Annotated in this window: 23 protein-coding genes; 20 read left to right on the top strand and 3 right to left on the bottom strand. The window is 41.3% G+C overall.

What is annotated here, in order from left to right:
• Position 1: 1 nt before the first annotated feature.
• From rplN to rplQ, 19 genes are all read left to right on the top strand, one after another.
• A complete protein-coding gene (gene rplN, locus LX99_RS19605; protein ID WP_109609385.1) occupies positions 2-370 on the top strand; it encodes a 50S ribosomal protein L14 in 369 nt (122 codons plus the stop codon).
• 1 nt (position 371) lies between these two features.
• Positions 372-701, top strand: a complete 330-nt coding sequence (gene rplX / locus LX99_RS19600; protein ID WP_109609384.1) for a 50S ribosomal protein L24 — start codon at positions 372-374, stop codon at positions 699-701.
• Positions 701-1,264, top strand: coding sequence for a 50S ribosomal protein L5 (gene rplE, locus LX99_RS19595; protein WP_022829695.1), 564 nt, complete (start codon positions 701-703; stop codon positions 1,262-1,264). The genes rplX and rplE overlap by 1 nt, the downstream gene beginning before the upstream one ends.
• Positions 1,257-1,526 (top strand): 30S ribosomal protein S14, encoded by a 270-nt coding sequence (gene rpsN / locus LX99_RS19590; RefSeq protein WP_090529250.1) that lies wholly within the window; start codon positions 1,257-1,259, stop codon positions 1,524-1,526. Before rplE ends, rpsN begins: the two co-directional genes overlap by 8 nt.
• Before the next feature lie 149 nt (positions 1,527-1,675).
• Positions 1,676-2,074, top strand: a complete 399-nt coding sequence (gene rpsH, locus LX99_RS19585) for a 30S ribosomal protein S8 (RefSeq protein ID WP_109609383.1) — start codon at positions 1,676-1,678, stop codon at positions 2,072-2,074.
• Between the two features lie 18 nt (positions 2,075-2,092).
• Positions 2,093-2,650 carry a 50S ribosomal protein L6 gene (rplF, locus tag LX99_RS19580; protein WP_022833277.1) on the top strand — a complete coding sequence of 186 codons (558 nt, stop codon included), beginning with the start codon at positions 2,093-2,095 and terminating at the stop codon, positions 2,648-2,650.
• Positions 2,651-2,655: 5 nt separating this feature from the next.
• Complete coding sequence (rplR, locus tag LX99_RS19575; RefSeq protein ID WP_022833276.1) at positions 2,656-3,006, top strand: 50S ribosomal protein L18; 351 nt, start codon at positions 2,656-2,658, stop codon at positions 3,004-3,006.
• A gap of 12 nt (positions 3,007-3,018) precedes the next feature.
• Positions 3,019-3,537 carry a 30S ribosomal protein S5 gene (gene rpsE, locus LX99_RS19570; RefSeq protein ID WP_022833275.1) on the top strand — a complete coding sequence of 173 codons (519 nt, stop codon included), beginning with the start codon at positions 3,019-3,021 and terminating at the stop codon, positions 3,535-3,537.
• Positions 3,538-3,543: 6 nt separating this feature from the next.
• Positions 3,544-3,723, top strand: coding sequence for a 50S ribosomal protein L30 (gene rpmD, locus LX99_RS19565; RefSeq protein ID WP_022833274.1), 180 nt, complete (start codon positions 3,544-3,546; stop codon positions 3,721-3,723).
• Positions 3,724-3,727: 4 nt separating this feature from the next.
• The gene (gene rplO, locus LX99_RS19560) at positions 3,728-4,174 is read left to right on the top strand and encodes a 50S ribosomal protein L15 (protein WP_022833273.1); all 447 of its coding nucleotides are present in this window, start codon (positions 3,728-3,730) and stop codon (positions 4,172-4,174) included.
• 5 nt (positions 4,175-4,179) lie between these two features.
• Positions 4,180-5,523 carry a preprotein translocase subunit SecY gene (gene secY, locus LX99_RS19555; protein ID WP_109609382.1) on the top strand — a complete coding sequence of 448 codons (1,344 nt, stop codon included), beginning with the start codon at positions 4,180-4,182 and terminating at the stop codon, positions 5,521-5,523.
• Between the two features lie 3 nt (positions 5,524-5,526).
• Entirely contained in the window at positions 5,527-6,318 is a 792-nt protein-coding gene (gene map, locus LX99_RS19550) for a type I methionyl aminopeptidase (protein ID WP_022833271.1), read from the top strand.
• A 64-nt stretch (positions 6,319-6,382) separates the two neighbouring features.
• Positions 6,383-6,601, top strand: coding sequence for a translation initiation factor IF-1 (infA, locus tag LX99_RS19545; protein WP_022833270.1), 219 nt, complete (start codon positions 6,383-6,385; stop codon positions 6,599-6,601).
• A gap of 4 nt (positions 6,602-6,605) precedes the next feature.
• Positions 6,606-6,722, top strand: coding sequence for a type B 50S ribosomal protein L36 (ykgO, locus tag LX99_RS19540; RefSeq protein ID WP_022833269.1), 117 nt, complete (start codon positions 6,606-6,608; stop codon positions 6,720-6,722).
• 99 nt (positions 6,723-6,821) lie between these two features.
• Positions 6,822-7,199, top strand: a complete 378-nt coding sequence (rpsM, locus tag LX99_RS19535) for a 30S ribosomal protein S13 (protein WP_022833268.1) — start codon at positions 6,822-6,824, stop codon at positions 7,197-7,199.
• A 141-nt stretch (positions 7,200-7,340) separates the two neighbouring features.
• A complete protein-coding gene (gene rpsK / locus LX99_RS19530; RefSeq protein WP_022833267.1) occupies positions 7,341-7,730 on the top strand; it encodes a 30S ribosomal protein S11 in 390 nt (129 codons plus the stop codon).
• Positions 7,731-7,795: 65 nt separating this feature from the next.
• On the top strand, positions 7,796-8,404 hold the full coding sequence (gene rpsD / locus LX99_RS19525) for a 30S ribosomal protein S4 (RefSeq protein WP_022833266.1): 609 nt from the start codon (positions 7,796-7,798) through the stop codon (positions 8,402-8,404).
• Positions 8,405-8,583: 179 nt separating this feature from the next.
• Positions 8,584-9,576 (top strand): DNA-directed RNA polymerase subunit alpha, encoded by a 993-nt coding sequence (locus LX99_RS19520; RefSeq protein ID WP_022833265.1) that lies wholly within the window; start codon positions 8,584-8,586, stop codon positions 9,574-9,576.
• A gap of 141 nt (positions 9,577-9,717) precedes the next feature.
• On the top strand, positions 9,718-10,263 hold the full coding sequence (rplQ, locus tag LX99_RS19515; protein WP_109609381.1) for a 50S ribosomal protein L17: 546 nt from the start codon (positions 9,718-9,720) through the stop codon (positions 10,261-10,263).
• Between the two features lie 456 nt (positions 10,264-10,719).
• Here the strand turns inward: rplQ and LX99_RS19510 are convergent, their stop codons facing one another.
• From LX99_RS19510 to LX99_RS19500, 3 genes are all read right to left on the bottom strand, one after another.
• A complete protein-coding gene (locus tag LX99_RS19510) occupies positions 10,720-11,376 on the bottom strand; it encodes a DUF4276 family protein (RefSeq protein ID WP_109609380.1) in 657 nt (218 codons plus the stop codon).
• Positions 11,377-12,546 carry an AAA family ATPase gene (locus tag LX99_RS19505; RefSeq protein ID WP_109609379.1) on the bottom strand — a complete coding sequence of 390 codons (1,170 nt, stop codon included), beginning with the start codon at positions 12,544-12,546 and terminating at the stop codon, positions 11,377-11,379.
• A gap of 92 nt (positions 12,547-12,638) precedes the next feature.
• Positions 12,639-12,929 (bottom strand): hypothetical protein, encoded by a 291-nt coding sequence (locus LX99_RS19500; RefSeq protein WP_109609378.1) that lies wholly within the window; start codon positions 12,927-12,929, stop codon positions 12,639-12,641.
• Between the two features lie 257 nt (positions 12,930-13,186).
• Between LX99_RS19500 and dnaK the strand changes: the two genes are divergently transcribed.
• Positions 13,187-15,088 carry a molecular chaperone DnaK gene (gene dnaK, locus LX99_RS19495; RefSeq protein ID WP_109609377.1) on the top strand — a complete coding sequence of 634 codons (1,902 nt, stop codon included), beginning with the start codon at positions 13,187-13,189 and terminating at the stop codon, positions 15,086-15,088.
• Positions 15,089-15,191 lie beyond the last annotated feature (103 nt).

Raw genomic sequence — 15,191 nt, 5'->3', positions numbered from 1 at the left:
GATGGTACAACAGGAATCAAGATTAACAGTAGCCGACAATAGCGGCGCTAAAGAGGTTTTAGTGATCCGTGTATTAGGTGGTACCGGTAAAAGGTATGCATCAATCGGCGATAAAATTGTAGTTACTGTAAAAAGCGCTTTGCCATCAGGTAACGTGAAAAAAGGTAGCGTATCCAAAGCCGTAGTTGTGCGTACCAAAAAAGAGATCCGCAGAAAAGACGGTTCATATATCCGTTTCGACGATAACGCAGCTGTGTTGTTAAACAACCAGGACGAGCCAAGAGGTACACGTATCTTTGGCCCTGTTGCAAGGGAACTGCGCGAGAAACAATTTATGAAAATTGTATCATTAGCACCGGAGGTATTGTAACATGGAAAAGAAAGTAAAATTAAAGATCCGTAAAGGCGACCTGGTTAAAGTTATTGCCGGTGATGCTAAAGGAACTCAGGGTAAAGTAGTTGAGGTTTTGGTTGACAAAAACAGGGCGGTTGTTGAAGGTGCCAACATGGTATCTAAACACACCAAACCTAATGCAGCCAACCCTAACGGCGGAATTGTTAAACAAGAAGCTGCTATACATATTTCGAACCTGGCGTTGGTTGATCCTAAAACAGGTGAAACAACCCGTGTTGGCCGTAAATTAAACGATGCCGGCAAATTAGTAAGGGTAGCAAAAAAATCAGGGGAGGAAATTAAGTAATGACTTACGTACCAAGATTAAAATCGAAATACAAAGAGGAAATCCGTACCGCGCTGAAAGATAAATTTCAGTACAAAAGCGTAATGCAGGTTCCTAAGTTGCAGAAAATTGCCATTAACCAGGGTGTTGGCGGTGCTACTACCGATAAAAAACTGATCGAGAACACCATCAATGAGTTAACTACCATTACCGGTCAGCAGGCAGTATCTTCAAAATCTAAAAAAGATATCTCAAACTTCAAATTGCGTAAAAATATGCCGGTAGGCGTACGTGTTACTTTACGCGATAATACCATGTATGAGTTTCTGGATCGTTTGATCGCTGTTGCCTTGCCACGTATCCGTGATTTCAAAGGCATCAATGATAAAGGTTTTGACGGCCGCGGCAACTATACTTTAGGTATTACAGAGCAAATTATCTTCCCTGAAATAAACATTGATAAAATCAATAAAATTCAAGGTATGGATATTACCTTTGTAACCTCCGCAACAAACGATGTTGAAGCATTGGAGTTGTTGAAACAATTTGGTTTACCATTTAAAAATCAAAATAGCAATGGCTAAAGAAGGTGTAAAAGCACGTGAAGTAAAGCGCGCAAAATTAGTAGCTAAATATGCTGAGAAAAGGGCTGCTTTAAAAGAGGCAGGCGATTACGCAGCTTTAGATAAATTACCAAAAGCATCATCACCGGTAAAACTGCACAACCGTTGCAAGTTAACCGGCCGCCCTCGTGGTTATATGCGTCAGTTTGGCATCTCACGTGTTACATTCCGTGAAATGGCTCTTGAAGGCAAAATCCCGGGAGTAAAAAAAGCAAGCTGGTAAGCAAAAAGCTGAAAGCAAAAGGCGAAAAGCGTAAGGCGTAAAAGCTTTAGGCTTTTTGCTTTATGCATTGAGCTCTAAATGAATGAATTAACCGATGGAAGGTCGCCCGGGATGTTACCGGAAGGAAACCACCATCATAACCCAATAAAATGAATACAGATCCAATCGCAGATTATCTTACAAGAGTAAGGAATGCTATTAAAGCCAACCATAGGGTTGTTGAAATTCCTGCATCAAATCTGAAAAAGGAAATCACCAAGGTGCTTTTCGACAAAGGTTACATCGCTAATTACAAGTTTGAGGAAAATGGTCCGCAAGGCAGCATCAAAGTTGCTTTGAAATACCACCCGATAACTAAAGTTTCTGCTATCCGCAGCATCTCACGCGTAAGTAAACCAGGTTTGAGGAAATATGCAGGTATGGAAAACATGCCGCGCGTATTAAATGGTTTAGGAATCGCCATCCTGTCAACTTCTAAAGGCGTTATGTCTGATAAAGAAGCCCGTCAGCAAAATGTAGGCGGTGAGGTTTTATGCTACGTTTATTAATAGGAGAAATTTAAAGCAATGTCAAGAGTAGGAAAAGCACCGATAGCACTGCCGCAGGGAGTAACCGTTACCGTATCAGCAGATAATGTTGTTACTGTAAAAGGCCCTAAAGGACAGTTAGAGCAAGCGGTTGATAGCGATATCACTATTGCACAGGAAGATGGCCAGCTGCTGGTTCAGCGCCCGTCTGATCAAAAACGTCATAAAGCGTTACACGGTTTATACCGCGCGCTTTTAAACAACATGGTAATTGGCGTAACCGAAGGTTATAAAGTAACCCAGGAATTAGTGGGTGTAGGTTACCGCGCTACCAATACAGGTAATACTTTAGATTTAGTGTTGGGTTACTCTCACCACTATGTATTTGAATTACCGCAGGAAATTAAAGTTACAACCACTGCTGATAAGGGTAAAAACCCAACCATCATCCTCGAATCGATCGACAAACAGTTGATTGGCCAGGTGGCAGCTAAAATCCGTTCGTTACGTGCTCCAGAGCCTTACAAAGGTAAAGGTATCAAGTTTGCAGGCGAGATTTTGAGAAGAAAAGCAGGTAAATCAGCATCTAAAAAATAATCGTCATGGGAGCTAAATTATCAAGAAGAGACAGGATTAAAAAAGGCATCAGGAAACGCCTTTCGGGTTCAGCAGAGCGTCCCCGCCTGTCAGTATTTAGGAGCAATAAAGGAATTTATGCGCAGATCATTGACGATGTTGCCGGTAAAACATTAGTTTCAGCATCATCTTTATCAAAAGATTTTGCAGCTAATGGTTCAAAATCAGATCAATCGGTAGCTGTAGGCAAACTGGTAGCCCAGAAAGCGCTTGCTGCAGGTATTAAAGATGTGGTTTTTGACAGGAACGGTTACTTGTACCACGGCCGTGTTAAATCATTGGCAGAAGGTGCACGTGAAGGTGGTTTAAACTTTTAATCGAACAGAGAAATGTCGACAATCAACATAAAAAGAGTAAAAACAAGCGAGATCGAATTGAAAGACCGCTTGGTAAGCATACAGCGTGTTGCCAAAGTAACCAAAGGCGGCCGTACTTTCAGCTTCTCTGCCATTGTGGTAGTAGGTGATGAAAACGGTGTTGTAGGTTACGGCTTAGGTAAAGCTAAAGAGGTAACTGAAGCTATTGCAAAAGGCATTGATGATGCTAAAAAGAACCTGGTAAAAGTTCCGGTAATTAACGGAACCGTACCTCACGAACAAATTGGTAAATTTAGCGGTGGTTTTGTTTTCATTAAACCAGCTGCTAACGGTACCGGTGTAATTGCAGGTGGTGCGATGCGTGCCGTATTAGAGTCGGCCGGTATCCACAACGTATTGGCAAAATCAAAAGGTTCATCAAATCCGCACAACGTGGTAAAAGCAACCGTATCGGCATTAGCCCAGTTACGTGATGCCAATACAGTAGCACAACAGCGCGGTATTAGTTTAGGTAAAGTTTTTAACGGATAATCAGTCATGGCTAAGATCAAAATAACACAGATTAAGAGCGTGATCGACAGAACGGAACGCCAGAAAAAAACAATCGAAGCTTTAGGCTTGCGTAAAATTAACCACAGTGTGGAAGTTGAGGCTACACCTGCTATAGTTGGGATGGTTAGGAAAGTGAACCACCTGGTAGCGGTTGAAAATATTTAATATCATGAATTTAAGTAATTTAAAACCTGCAGAAGGTTCAACCAAAAATAGAAAACGTATTGGCCGTGGTACAGGTTCTGGCCGTGGTGGTACGTCAACCCGTGGCCACAAAGGCGCCGGTTCACGTTCGGGCACCAGCACTAAAGTGGGCTTTGAAGGCGGTCAGATGCCTTTACAGCGCCGTGTGCCTAAAGTTGGCTTTAAAAACCCTAACCGTGTTGAGTACACCGGTGTAAACCTTGACGTACTTCAGGATCTGGTTACCAAATATTCACTTACCGTAGTGGATCTGGAAACTTTGAAAGAGCACGGTTTGGCTTCACGCAACGACCAGGTTAAGATCCTGGGCCGCGGCGAGCTTACTGCCAAAGTAGAGGTTAAAGCACATGCATTTACTGCTACAGCTCAAAAAGCTATCGAAGCAGCAGGTGGTACCATTGTTAAGTTATAATTTCAATGAAGAAATTTTTCACCACATTATCCAATATCTGGAAAATCGAAGATTTAAGGGTGCGTATTATTAATACGCTCCTGTTTCTTCTAATATATCGTGTAGGCTCATACGTAATTTTACCGGGTGTTAACTACTCATCGGTATCAAGCCAAAAAGCAGAAGGATTAATAGGATTGCTGAATATGTTTGCGGGAGGATCGTTTTCACGTTCCTCTATTTTCGCGTTAGGTGTAATGCCTTACATTTCGGCTTCAATTGTGGTGCAACTGCTGGGCATTGCCGTACCTTATTTCACCAAATTGCAAAAGGAAGGTGAAAGCGGTCGTAACAAACTTAACCAATGGACGCGTTACCTTACCATAGGTATTACGTTTTTACAGGCTATCGCTTACGTTAAATCACAGGTTCCGGTTGATGCCAGGACGATAACAGATCCGTTTACATTCATCATCGTTAATACCTTCGTATTAACAGCCGGTACATTATTTGTAATGTGGCTTGGTGAAAAAATTACCGATAAAGGTATAGGCAACGGTATTTCGCTGATCATCATGGTGGGTATCATCGCCCAGTTACCAGGTGCTTTCGGTACTGAGTTTGTTGCGCGTAACAGCGGTGCCGGCGGTTTAATTGGTTTTATTGTGGAGATTGTGGCGCTTATAGGCGTGGTAATGTTTACTATCCTGATTGTACAGGGAACACGTAAAATATCGGTTCAATACGCAAAACGTATTGTAGGTAATAAACAATATGGCGGCGTGCGCCAGTATATACCTTTAAAGGTAAATGCTGCAGGTGTAATGCCTATCATTTTTGCCCAGGCATTGATGTTTATTCCGCAAACGGTATCGCAGTTTTTCCCCAACATTTCATCAAACGGGATCCTGATTGCTTTGGCTAACTATAATTCATGGCAGCATAACCTGTTGTTCGGTATCCTGATCATCCTGTTCACTTATTTCTATACAGCTATTACAGTTAACCCTAACCAGATGGCTGACGATATGAAAAAGAACGGTGGTTTTATACCGGGCATTAAACCAGGCAAAAGCACAGCCGATTTTATTGACGCCGTAATATCAAGGATTACTTTACCAGGTTCGGTATTTTTGGCTATCATAGCTATCATACCTGCATTTGCAAGTTTGGTTGGCATATCACCGATATTTGCAAGGTTTTTCGGCGGTACATCGCTCATTATCCTTGTAGGTGTTGTGCTGGATACCTTACAGCAGATTGAAAGCCACCTGTTGATGCGCCATTACGATGGTTTGATGAAAACCGGGCGTATTAAAGGACGTACAGCTATGCCTGCAGCTGCCGGAACAACCCCGACAGCCATCTAAAACATGTCGAAAATTATTTACAAGTCTGCCGAGGAAATTGAGTTGATCAGGGCAAGTTCCCTGCTGGTTTCAAAAACCCATGCCGAAATTGCAAAGGTTATAGGACCGGGAGTATCAACCATTGAACTCGACAGGCTTGCTGAAACTTTTATCCGTGATAATGGGGGCATTCCAGCCTTTTTAAATTATCACGGATTTCCATATTCTCTCTGTATCTCACTTAACGATCAGGTAGTACACGGTTTCCCCGGCAAATATATTCTGAAGGAAGGCGACCTGGTATCGGTTGATTGCGGGGTGGTACTGAACAAATACGTGGGCGATTCGGCCTACACCTTTGCCATTGGCGAGGTGAGCGACGAAGTGAAGAAGCTGATGCGTGTTACGCAGGAGTGTTTAAAGCTTGGCGTTGAAAAAGCGGTAGCCGGGATGCGCATAGGCGATATCGGTTACGCGGTGCAGGAGCATGCAGAGAAAAATGGATTTGGCGTGGTAAAAGAACTGGTTGGGCATGGCGTGGGCAGGCAGTTACACGAAAAACCCGAAGTACCCAATTACGGTAAGCGCGGATCAGGCACCAAACTTGAAGAAGGTATGGTAATAGCCATTGAGCCGATGATTAACGCAGGCCGTGCCGGTGTTAAGTTTTGGGATGATGGTTGGACGGTATCAACCGTTGATAAGAAGCCAAGCGCCCACTATGAGCATACTGTAGCGGTAGGAAAGGGTAAACCCGACATTTTATCGACGTTTGAATACGTAGAAAATGTTTTAAAAGAAAAAAATAATAATTAAATAATTTTTTATTAATTTTGCATCCCGGTTTTAGGGCGGATAATTAAGTAATAATCAGTAAAATATGGCTAAACAATCTTCGATTGAGCAGGACGGTACAATTAGGGAGGCATTGTCAAACGCAATGTTTCGTGTTGAACTTGAAAATGGTCATGAGATTATAGCGCACATATCCGGTAAAATGCGCATGCACTACATCAAAATTCTTCCTGGCGACAGGGTGAAACTGGAGATGAGTCCGTACGATTTAACAAAGGGTAGAATAACCTATAGATATAAATAAAAAGATGAAAGTTAGAGCATCCATCAAAAAACGCAGCGCAGATTGCAAAATCATCCGCCGCAACGGGAAACTTTACGTTATTAACAAAAAGAACCCGAAGTTTAAACAACGCCAGGGCTAAGAAAAATTAATTTTGAGTTAGTGAATTAGTGAGTTGCTGATTTTTATCAACACAAAGGCTCACCCAATCACTAAGTCACTAAATCACTAAATAAAAAATATGGCAAGGATTTCAGGTATTGATTTACCAAAGAATAAAAGAGGAGAGATCGGACTTACTTACATTTACGGCATCGGCCGCTCAACAGCTCAACGCATTTTAGCTGAAGCAGGTATCGACGTAAATATCAAAGTACAAGACTGGACCGATGATCAGTTAGCTGCTATACGTGGTATCATCAACGATCAGATTAAAGTTGAAGGTGCTTTACGTTCAGAAGTACAGCTTAACATTAAACGTTTGATGGATATTGGTTGCTACCGTGGTACACGTCACCGTAAAGGTTTGCCATTACGTGGTCAGCGTACTAAAAACAACTCACGTACCCGTAAAGGTAAACGTAAAACAGTTGCTAACAAGAAAAAAGCTACTAAATAGTGATTGGTGGTTAAAGGTTAGCGGTTGGCTTATTGCCGCTTAATAACCTTTAAGGCATCAGGATTACCTCATTTGACAGTATAATTAATGGGTCCGGATTATTCGCTAATTCAGTAATTCATTAATTCAATAATTAAAAAAATGGCTAAAGCTAAAAAAGTTACCAAAAAACGCATTGTTGTAATTGAGCCGGTCGGCGAAGCACACATCAATGCTACTTTTAACAACATCATCATCACCCTTACCAATAAAACAGGCCAGGCTATTTCATGGTCGTCTGCCGGTAAAATGGGTTTCAAAGGTTCAAAAAAGAACACTCCATACGCTGCCTCACAAGCTGCTGCCGATTGCGGTAAAGTTGCTTACGACTTAGGCTTGCGTAAAGTTGAGGTGTTTGTAAAAGGCCCAGGTGCCGGTCGTGAGTCTGCTATCCGTACTTTGCAAACTGCAGGTATCGAAGTAACTACGATTAAAGATATTACACCGCTTCCGCATAACGGTTGCCGTCCTTCAAAAAGAAGAAGAGTTTAATTAACAGATTTTAAAGCTAAGATTCTGCAGCTGCAGGTTGCATGATACTTTAAGAACAACACAAAATGGCCAGATATACAGGACCAAAATCCAAAATTGCCCGTCGTTTCCGCGAAGCCATCTTCGGTCCGGATAAAGCATTAGAACGTAAAAACTACCCTCCGGGTCAGCATGGTGCATCAAAACGCCGTGGCAAACAATCTGAGTACTCTACTCAGCTGCAAGAGAAACAAAAAGTAAAATATACTTACGGTGTATTGGAACGTCAGTTCGAAAACCTTTTTCACCGTGCATCAGCTAAAGAAGGTATCACCGGTGAAAACCTGTTGAAATTTTTGGAAGCCCGTTTAGATAACGCTGTTTTCCGTTTAGGTATCGCGCCTACTCGTTCGGCAGCCCGTCAGTTGGTTAACCACAAACATATCACTGTTAACGGTGCTGTGGTAAACATCGCTTCATACGCTTTAAAAGCAGGCGACGTGGTAGCTGTACGTGAAAAATCTAAATCATTAGAAGCCATCACCAATTCGGTAGCCGGCAGAAGAATCAACAAATACAGCTGGTTGGAGTGGGACGCAAATACCTTAACCGGTAAGTTCCTTAACTACCCTAACCGCGACGAAATTCCTGAAAACATCAAGGAAAACCTGATCGTCGAGTTGTACTCTAAATAAGATATGAGCCTATCAGATGTGAGATTTGGAAGTTTTTTCAAATCTCATTTCTGGTTTTCGTATATATAGAAAAAAACAAAAGGGTTTGAATATTGGTTTGTTACGCCGGAGCTAAGTTTCGCATCTCAAATTCCATATCTCAAATCAATTATCAAGTAAACAATAAATAAAGGATATAAATGGCAATTTTAGCATTTCAAAAACCAGACAAGGTTATCATGCAGAAAGCAAATGATTTTGATGGTACGTTTGAATTTCGTCCGTTAGAACCAGGTTTCGGTGTAACCATTGGTAATGCTCTGCGTCGTATCTTACTTTCATCTCTTGAAGGTTTTGCTATCACTTCTGTTCGTTTTTCAGGAGTTACGCACGAATTTTCAACCATTAAGGGTGTTGTTGAAGACGTAACCGAGATCATCCTTAATCTTAAACAAGTTCGTTTTAAGAAAACAGGCGAATCTGGCGACAGCGAGAAAATATTTGTTATTGTAAATGGCCAGGATGCATTTAAAGCTGGAGACATCACTAAATTCTCAAACAACTTTACTGTATTAAATCCTGATCTGGTACTTTGCAACATGGACCCATCAGTAACGCTTGAAGTTGAGCTTACTGTAGGTAAAGGCCGTGGTTACGTACCAAGCGAGGAAAATAAAAATCCTGACGCTAATGTTGGCGTTATCGCTATCGATTCGATCTATACGCCGATCAAAAACGTAAAATATACTATCGAAAACTATCGTGTTGAGCAAAAAACCGACTATGAAAAATTAGTATTGGATATTGCCACTGATGGTTCGATCCACCCTGAAGATGCTTTAAAAGAAGCAGCCAAGATCCTGATCCAGCACTTCATGCTGTTCAGCGATGAAAACATGATGCTTGAAGCACAGGCTAAAGAAGAAACCAAAGAGGTTGATGAAGAGATTCTGCACATGCGCAAGATCCTTAAAACCGAACTGGTTGATCTTGACCTATCGGTACGTGCCCTTAACTGCTTAAAAGCTGCCGATATCCGCAGCCTTGCTGATCTGGTATCGTACGATGTTGCCGATATGCTGAAATTCAGAAATTTTGGTAAAAAATCGTTAACCGAGATTCAGGACCTGGTGAAATCAAAAGGCTTGTCTTTTGGCATGAACCTGTCTAAATTTAAGTTAGACGAAGAATAAGAAGAGATTAGAGGTTTGAGATAAGAGATTAGTCTTAGCTCAAACCTCTCTTTTTTTTGCACTAATATTAATTAAGCGAAAGCATAATTCCGAGGGCTTGAGCCTATCGCCCAACGGTATGCACGTGAAATATATAAAACAATGAGACACGGAAACAAAAACAATCACTTAGGCCGTACTACAGCCCACCGCAAAGCGATGTTGGCTAACATGGCAACTTCGCTTATTTTACACAAGCGTATTACTACAACATTAGCAAAAGCAAAAGTTTTACGCGGTTATGTTGAGCCACTTTTAACAAAATCAAAAAACGATACTACGCACTCACGCCGTACAGTGTTTAGCTACCTGCAGGATAAAGACGCTACCGCGATCCTTTTCCGCGAGGTTGCTGAGAAAATTGCTAACCGCCCGGGTGGTTACACCCGTATCATCAAGTTAGAAAACCGTTTAGGCGATAACGCTGAAATGGCAATCATTGAGCTTGTTGATTACAACACTGTTTACGGTGCTGACGCTGCTGCTCCTGCTAAAAAATCAACCCGTCGTCGTGGTGGTTCAAAAGCTAAAGCTGTTGCTCCTGTAGCTGCTGATGAAGCTGTAGTTGTTGAAGACGTTAAAGAAGAACCGGCTGCTGAAGCGCCCGCAACTTCTGAAAACGAAGAAAACGCTGAAAAAGGCGAATAATTAATTATTCAGCTTAACAGATACAGAAATCGGCCCACTTATTTGAGCGGGCCGATTTTGTTTTTATTGACTTGCATGGATTTTTTGATTGTTTACTGCCGTGGGTTTAGTGAAGCGTACACCGTGGTACCAAATCACTTAAAGTCTCTGAATTACGTTACTGGAAATCAGTAAAAAGATTTGTTATTTGAGTTATGGCGCCTCATCGAAGTAGATGATATGTTTATTTATTGGCTTTAAGTTAGGGACTTGACCTGTTTACACCTTGGGTTATACTGCGCTAAACCGCCGACAGACGGGCAAAATTAACTTCGCTTATCAAAAATGGATGCATAGCGATAAAGTACAGCTATTTGTTATGCAATTCAAGGCAATAGGATAAGCCTTTGTGGTGTCTTAAGTATCAGAGAAGGTAGCGATTTTGTATAAGTTACTGAATATTAGATACATATCTTATTATTTACTTTTTTTAACTATTGATCTTTGATTTTGAATATATTTCTCAATCCGTAAAATCGTCTTATTCAAACTATCGGAATTTAACCTGGCTTCTTCAATGTCCCAATGGCTGTCGATAAAGGGAATTATAGCCATATTATATTCAGGCCCTTTACTCGCTCCTACCTTGGGGTGCATCATCTTAATATAATTGCTATCCGTGGATTTTAAAATAAGATCACGTGTTAAAAATAAACTAGACTTATATTTAAAGGCCAATTCTTTATAAGGTTTCATTTTACTGCCGATGTTTCCTACGGCTGGAATAGAATCTAAAGGTACTTTAAAATATTTTGCAAATGTGCTTCTATCAGACATGAGCCAAGCTTCCGCTTCATCGCAGGCTATGTTAAATATAAAACTATTCGACTGCTTAATTCCTTTAAAACATTCTGCTTTTAATAACGGAGCACAATTCGCAGCATCTAAATCCATCAATAATATAACAGGATAAGCGAGTGATAACTTATTGAAATTCTCAATTAAGCTTTTTAATTGCCCTCCTCTTGCCGGTAGCTCAGTGATAATTTTTGAATCAGGAGCGTAGTGTGATATTATTTTTCTTAAGCAGGCTTTTGTTACATCATCTTCGCCTGCAATATAAATAGATTCCATCTAAAATAATTTGAGCTGTGAGATCTTCGATATGTCTTTAGGCGAGGTAATCTTGATAGTTGCTTGTGCAGGAGTAAACCCTGCTTGTATGATAGAATTAATTTCGTTTAGATTAGAAGCAACTTCTATAGCAGTGCCTTCTTTAGATGGAATAAGTATTAATATTTCTTCGCTGCTTATACCGGAATTATCCAACATCTCATAACTATGAGTGGTTATGATCACCTGTCTTGTTTTTGACTTTCTTCTTTGAAGGCTTGAAATAAATTCAGGCAATTGTTTAATTATCTCTGAATGAAGATTAATTTCAGGTTCTTCTAACAAAACGGTTTCACTACCATCTAATAAAGCCCATAATAAGCCTATCAATCTTAAGGTTCCATCGGAGAATTGATCTTCTTGCTGCTTGTTGCCTTTCGCCCTCCAGTGCAAATATCTGGCTTCTAAGTGCGGAATACCTACATTGTCTTTTTTAAATTCAAGACTTTCAATTTGAGGAACCGCTAATTTTAGAACCTCATTAATACTTCTTAAATAAGCTTTCTTCGTACGATCATTCACCACGGAGATCTTTTCAAGAAAATTGCGGCCATAGAAGTCCTCTTTATCTTTTGATAAAAAATAAGAGTTGTGATCTCTAACCAACTGAGGTACAATATGAAGATACTGGATTTCACTAAAAAAATTGTATATCTCTCTAAACCCTTTGTTAGTCGTAATCTGCTCTAAATGTGTATATTTTAGCGTTTCAGAGTCTTCTTCTGCTGCATTAGGACGATTTAAAATATAATCTGATTTTTCTCTTGACCAAACACTTTCACGCGTTATTGCTACTTCATTTTTGAAAAGCCCACCACCAGTGTGCTTGAAAACTAATTTATACTTCCATTTAGGAGTTTCATCATTAGGTTCTCCTAAATGCATTTCTATTGACACATGTGAAATTGCTCTCGCAGATAAAGAGCGAATTTTTCGAATACCTCCGCGGTTTTCTACGGCATACTGTAAACCACCGCCTTGTTTTACTACATCCCTTAAGAATCTAATTGAATCTAATAAATTTGATTTTCCGGCAGCATTTGGACCGACAATAAATACTCTGTCATTCAGGTCGACATCAACAATCGGAAAGTTTTTCCAATTTTCTAATATTAATCTTTTAATAATCATTTAAAAGCGGTATAGAACCAAAGGTAATGAATATTTAAGCGGATGTCGCTGAAGAAATAGGCCTTTTAATATAATTGCCATTAATATCCCCCTCACTCATCAATATAAAACTTAATCTCCCCAAACCTGCTCCGGCCCTCCCGCACAAAACGGCCATCGATATTATACAGCACATCGCCAAACAGCGTGCGACCCTTCCTGATCAGGTTGTCATCAATATTGCAAACAACCTCGCCAAACATGCCCTGGCCTTGCTTCACTATTTTACCATCTATGGTATACAGGATATCGCCAAATCGGCCCTGGCCTTTGCGTACGTAATTTCCGTCGATGGTATAGAGTACTGTTCCGAAGCGGTTATTACCTTCCCTGATATATTTCATGATAATGTTTAAAGTTCAGGAACAAGTTAAATTATATCCTGACAAATAGCAAACGCAAAGAAACCTTTCGCCCTTAACCTTTTCCCTTTAACCTCTTTTGGTTCTGCCAACCTGTCATTGCAGTGTAAGCCAAACTGCCGCCCTCGGTATGAACTGACAATAAAAGTTAAATTTTACTGCCATCGGTATATTGGCACAGGCATTGATAAACAGCAGAGGTTAGTAAACAATAAATCAATAACGAAAAACAATCATATATGTCTAAAATAATTGGAATCGACTTAGGAACAACAAACTCCTGCGTTGCTGTAATGGAAGGTAACGAGCCTGTAGTTATAGCAAACAGCGAGGGTAAACGTACTACGCCGTCTGTAGTAGCTTTTATTGATAATGGCGAACGTAAAGTTGGTGATCCTGCAAAACGCCAGGCCATCACTAACCCTACCAAAACCATTTCGTCGATTAAACGCTTTATGGGTAACCAGTTTAGCGAAGTATCAAGCGAGGTTGCCCGTGTACCTTACAAGGTAGTTAAGGGCGACAATAACACTCCTCGTGTTGAAATTGGCGACCGTAAATATACGCCGCAAGAAATCTCGGCCATGATCCTTCAAAAAATGAAGAAAACCGCCGAAGACTTTTTAGGCACCGAAGTATCCGAAGCGGTTATTACCGTACCTGCTTACTTTAACGATGCGCAACGCCAGGCTACTAAAGAAGCCGGTGAAATTGCCGGTTTAAAAGTTCGCCGTATCATTAACGAGCCTACTGCTGCTGCTTTGGCTTACGGCTTTGATAAAGCGCATAAAGATATGAAGATAGTTGTGTTTGACTGCGGTGGCGGTACTCATGACGTATCTGTACTGGAATTAGGTGATGGCGTATTTGAAGTAAAAGCAACCGATGGTGATACACACTTAGGTGGTGACGACTTTGACCAGGTAATTATCGATTGGTTAGCCGACGAGTTTAAGGTTGACGAAGGTTTAGACCTGCGTAGAGACCCAATGGCTTTACAACGTTTAAAAGAATCGGCTGAGAAAGCTAAAATCGAGTTATCAAGCTCAGCTCAAACTGAGGTTAACTTACCTTACATCACTGCTGTTGACGGTATGCCTAAGCACTTAGTTAAAACTTTAACCCGTGCTAAATTTGAGCAACTTGCCGACAGCCTGATCAAACGTACTATTGAGCCTTGTAAATCGGCCCTGAAAAATGCCGGTTTAAGCACTTCTGATATTGACGAAGTGATTTTAGTAGGTGGTTCAACCCGTATCCCTGCTATCCAGGAAGCCGTACAAAAATTCTTTGGTAAAGCGCCTTCAAAAGGTGTTAACCCGGATGAGGTTGTGGCCATCGGTGCTGCTATCCAGGGTGGTGTATTAACCGGTGAGGTTAAGGATGTATTGTTATTGGACGTTACCCCGCTTTCATTAGGTATTGAAACCATGGGTGGTGTGATGACCAAACTGATTGAGGCAAATACTACGATCCCAACTAAAAAATCAGAAACTTTCTCAACTGCCAGCGATAGCCAGCCATCTGTTGAGATCCACATTTTGCAAGGTGAGCGTCCAATGGCTGCAGGTAACCGTACTATCGGCCGTTTCCACCTGGATGGTATCCCACCAGCACCTCGCGGTGTGCCTCAGATTGAAGTAACTTTCGATATTGATGCCAACGGTATCCTGCATGTATCTGCTAAAGATAAAGCTACCGGTAAAGAGCAAAAAATCCGTATCGAAGCTTCATCTGGCTTAACTGATGCCGAGATCAAAAAGATGAAGGACGAAGCTGAAGCCAACGCTGATGCTGACAGAAAGGCAAAAGAGGAAGTTGAAAAACTGAACGGTGCTGATGCCCTGATCTTCTCGACAGAAAAGCAACTGAAAGAGTATGGCGATAAGATCCCTGCTGATAAAAAAGCGCCTATCGAAGCTGGTTTGGCTAAATTGAAAGAGGCTTATGCAGCTAAGAACTTCGATGCTATCGAAGCCGCTCAGACCGAGTTGAACACAGCGTGGACCGCAGCCTCTGAAGATATGTACAAAGCTTCTGCCGAGGCAGCCCAGGGCGCGCCAAACGGTGGCCAGCCAGGCGCAGGCGCCCAGGATAACGCTGATACAGTAACAGACGTTGATTTTGAAGAAGTGAAATAATCGATTTCGTTTCGATAATATAAAGCCCGGTTTGGTTAGTTCCAGACCGGGCTTTTTTTCTGGGATTGAAACGGGATAGCAGGGCGTAGAAGGAGGCACCTGC

Source organism: Mucilaginibacter oryzae (assembly GCF_003148845.1).
GTDB classification, from domain to species: domain Bacteria; phylum Bacteroidota; class Bacteroidia; order Sphingobacteriales; family Sphingobacteriaceae; genus Mucilaginibacter; species Mucilaginibacter oryzae.
The sequence above is the reverse complement of the archived record's forward strand: the minus strand, read 5'-3'. Positions and strand labels throughout refer to the sequence as shown.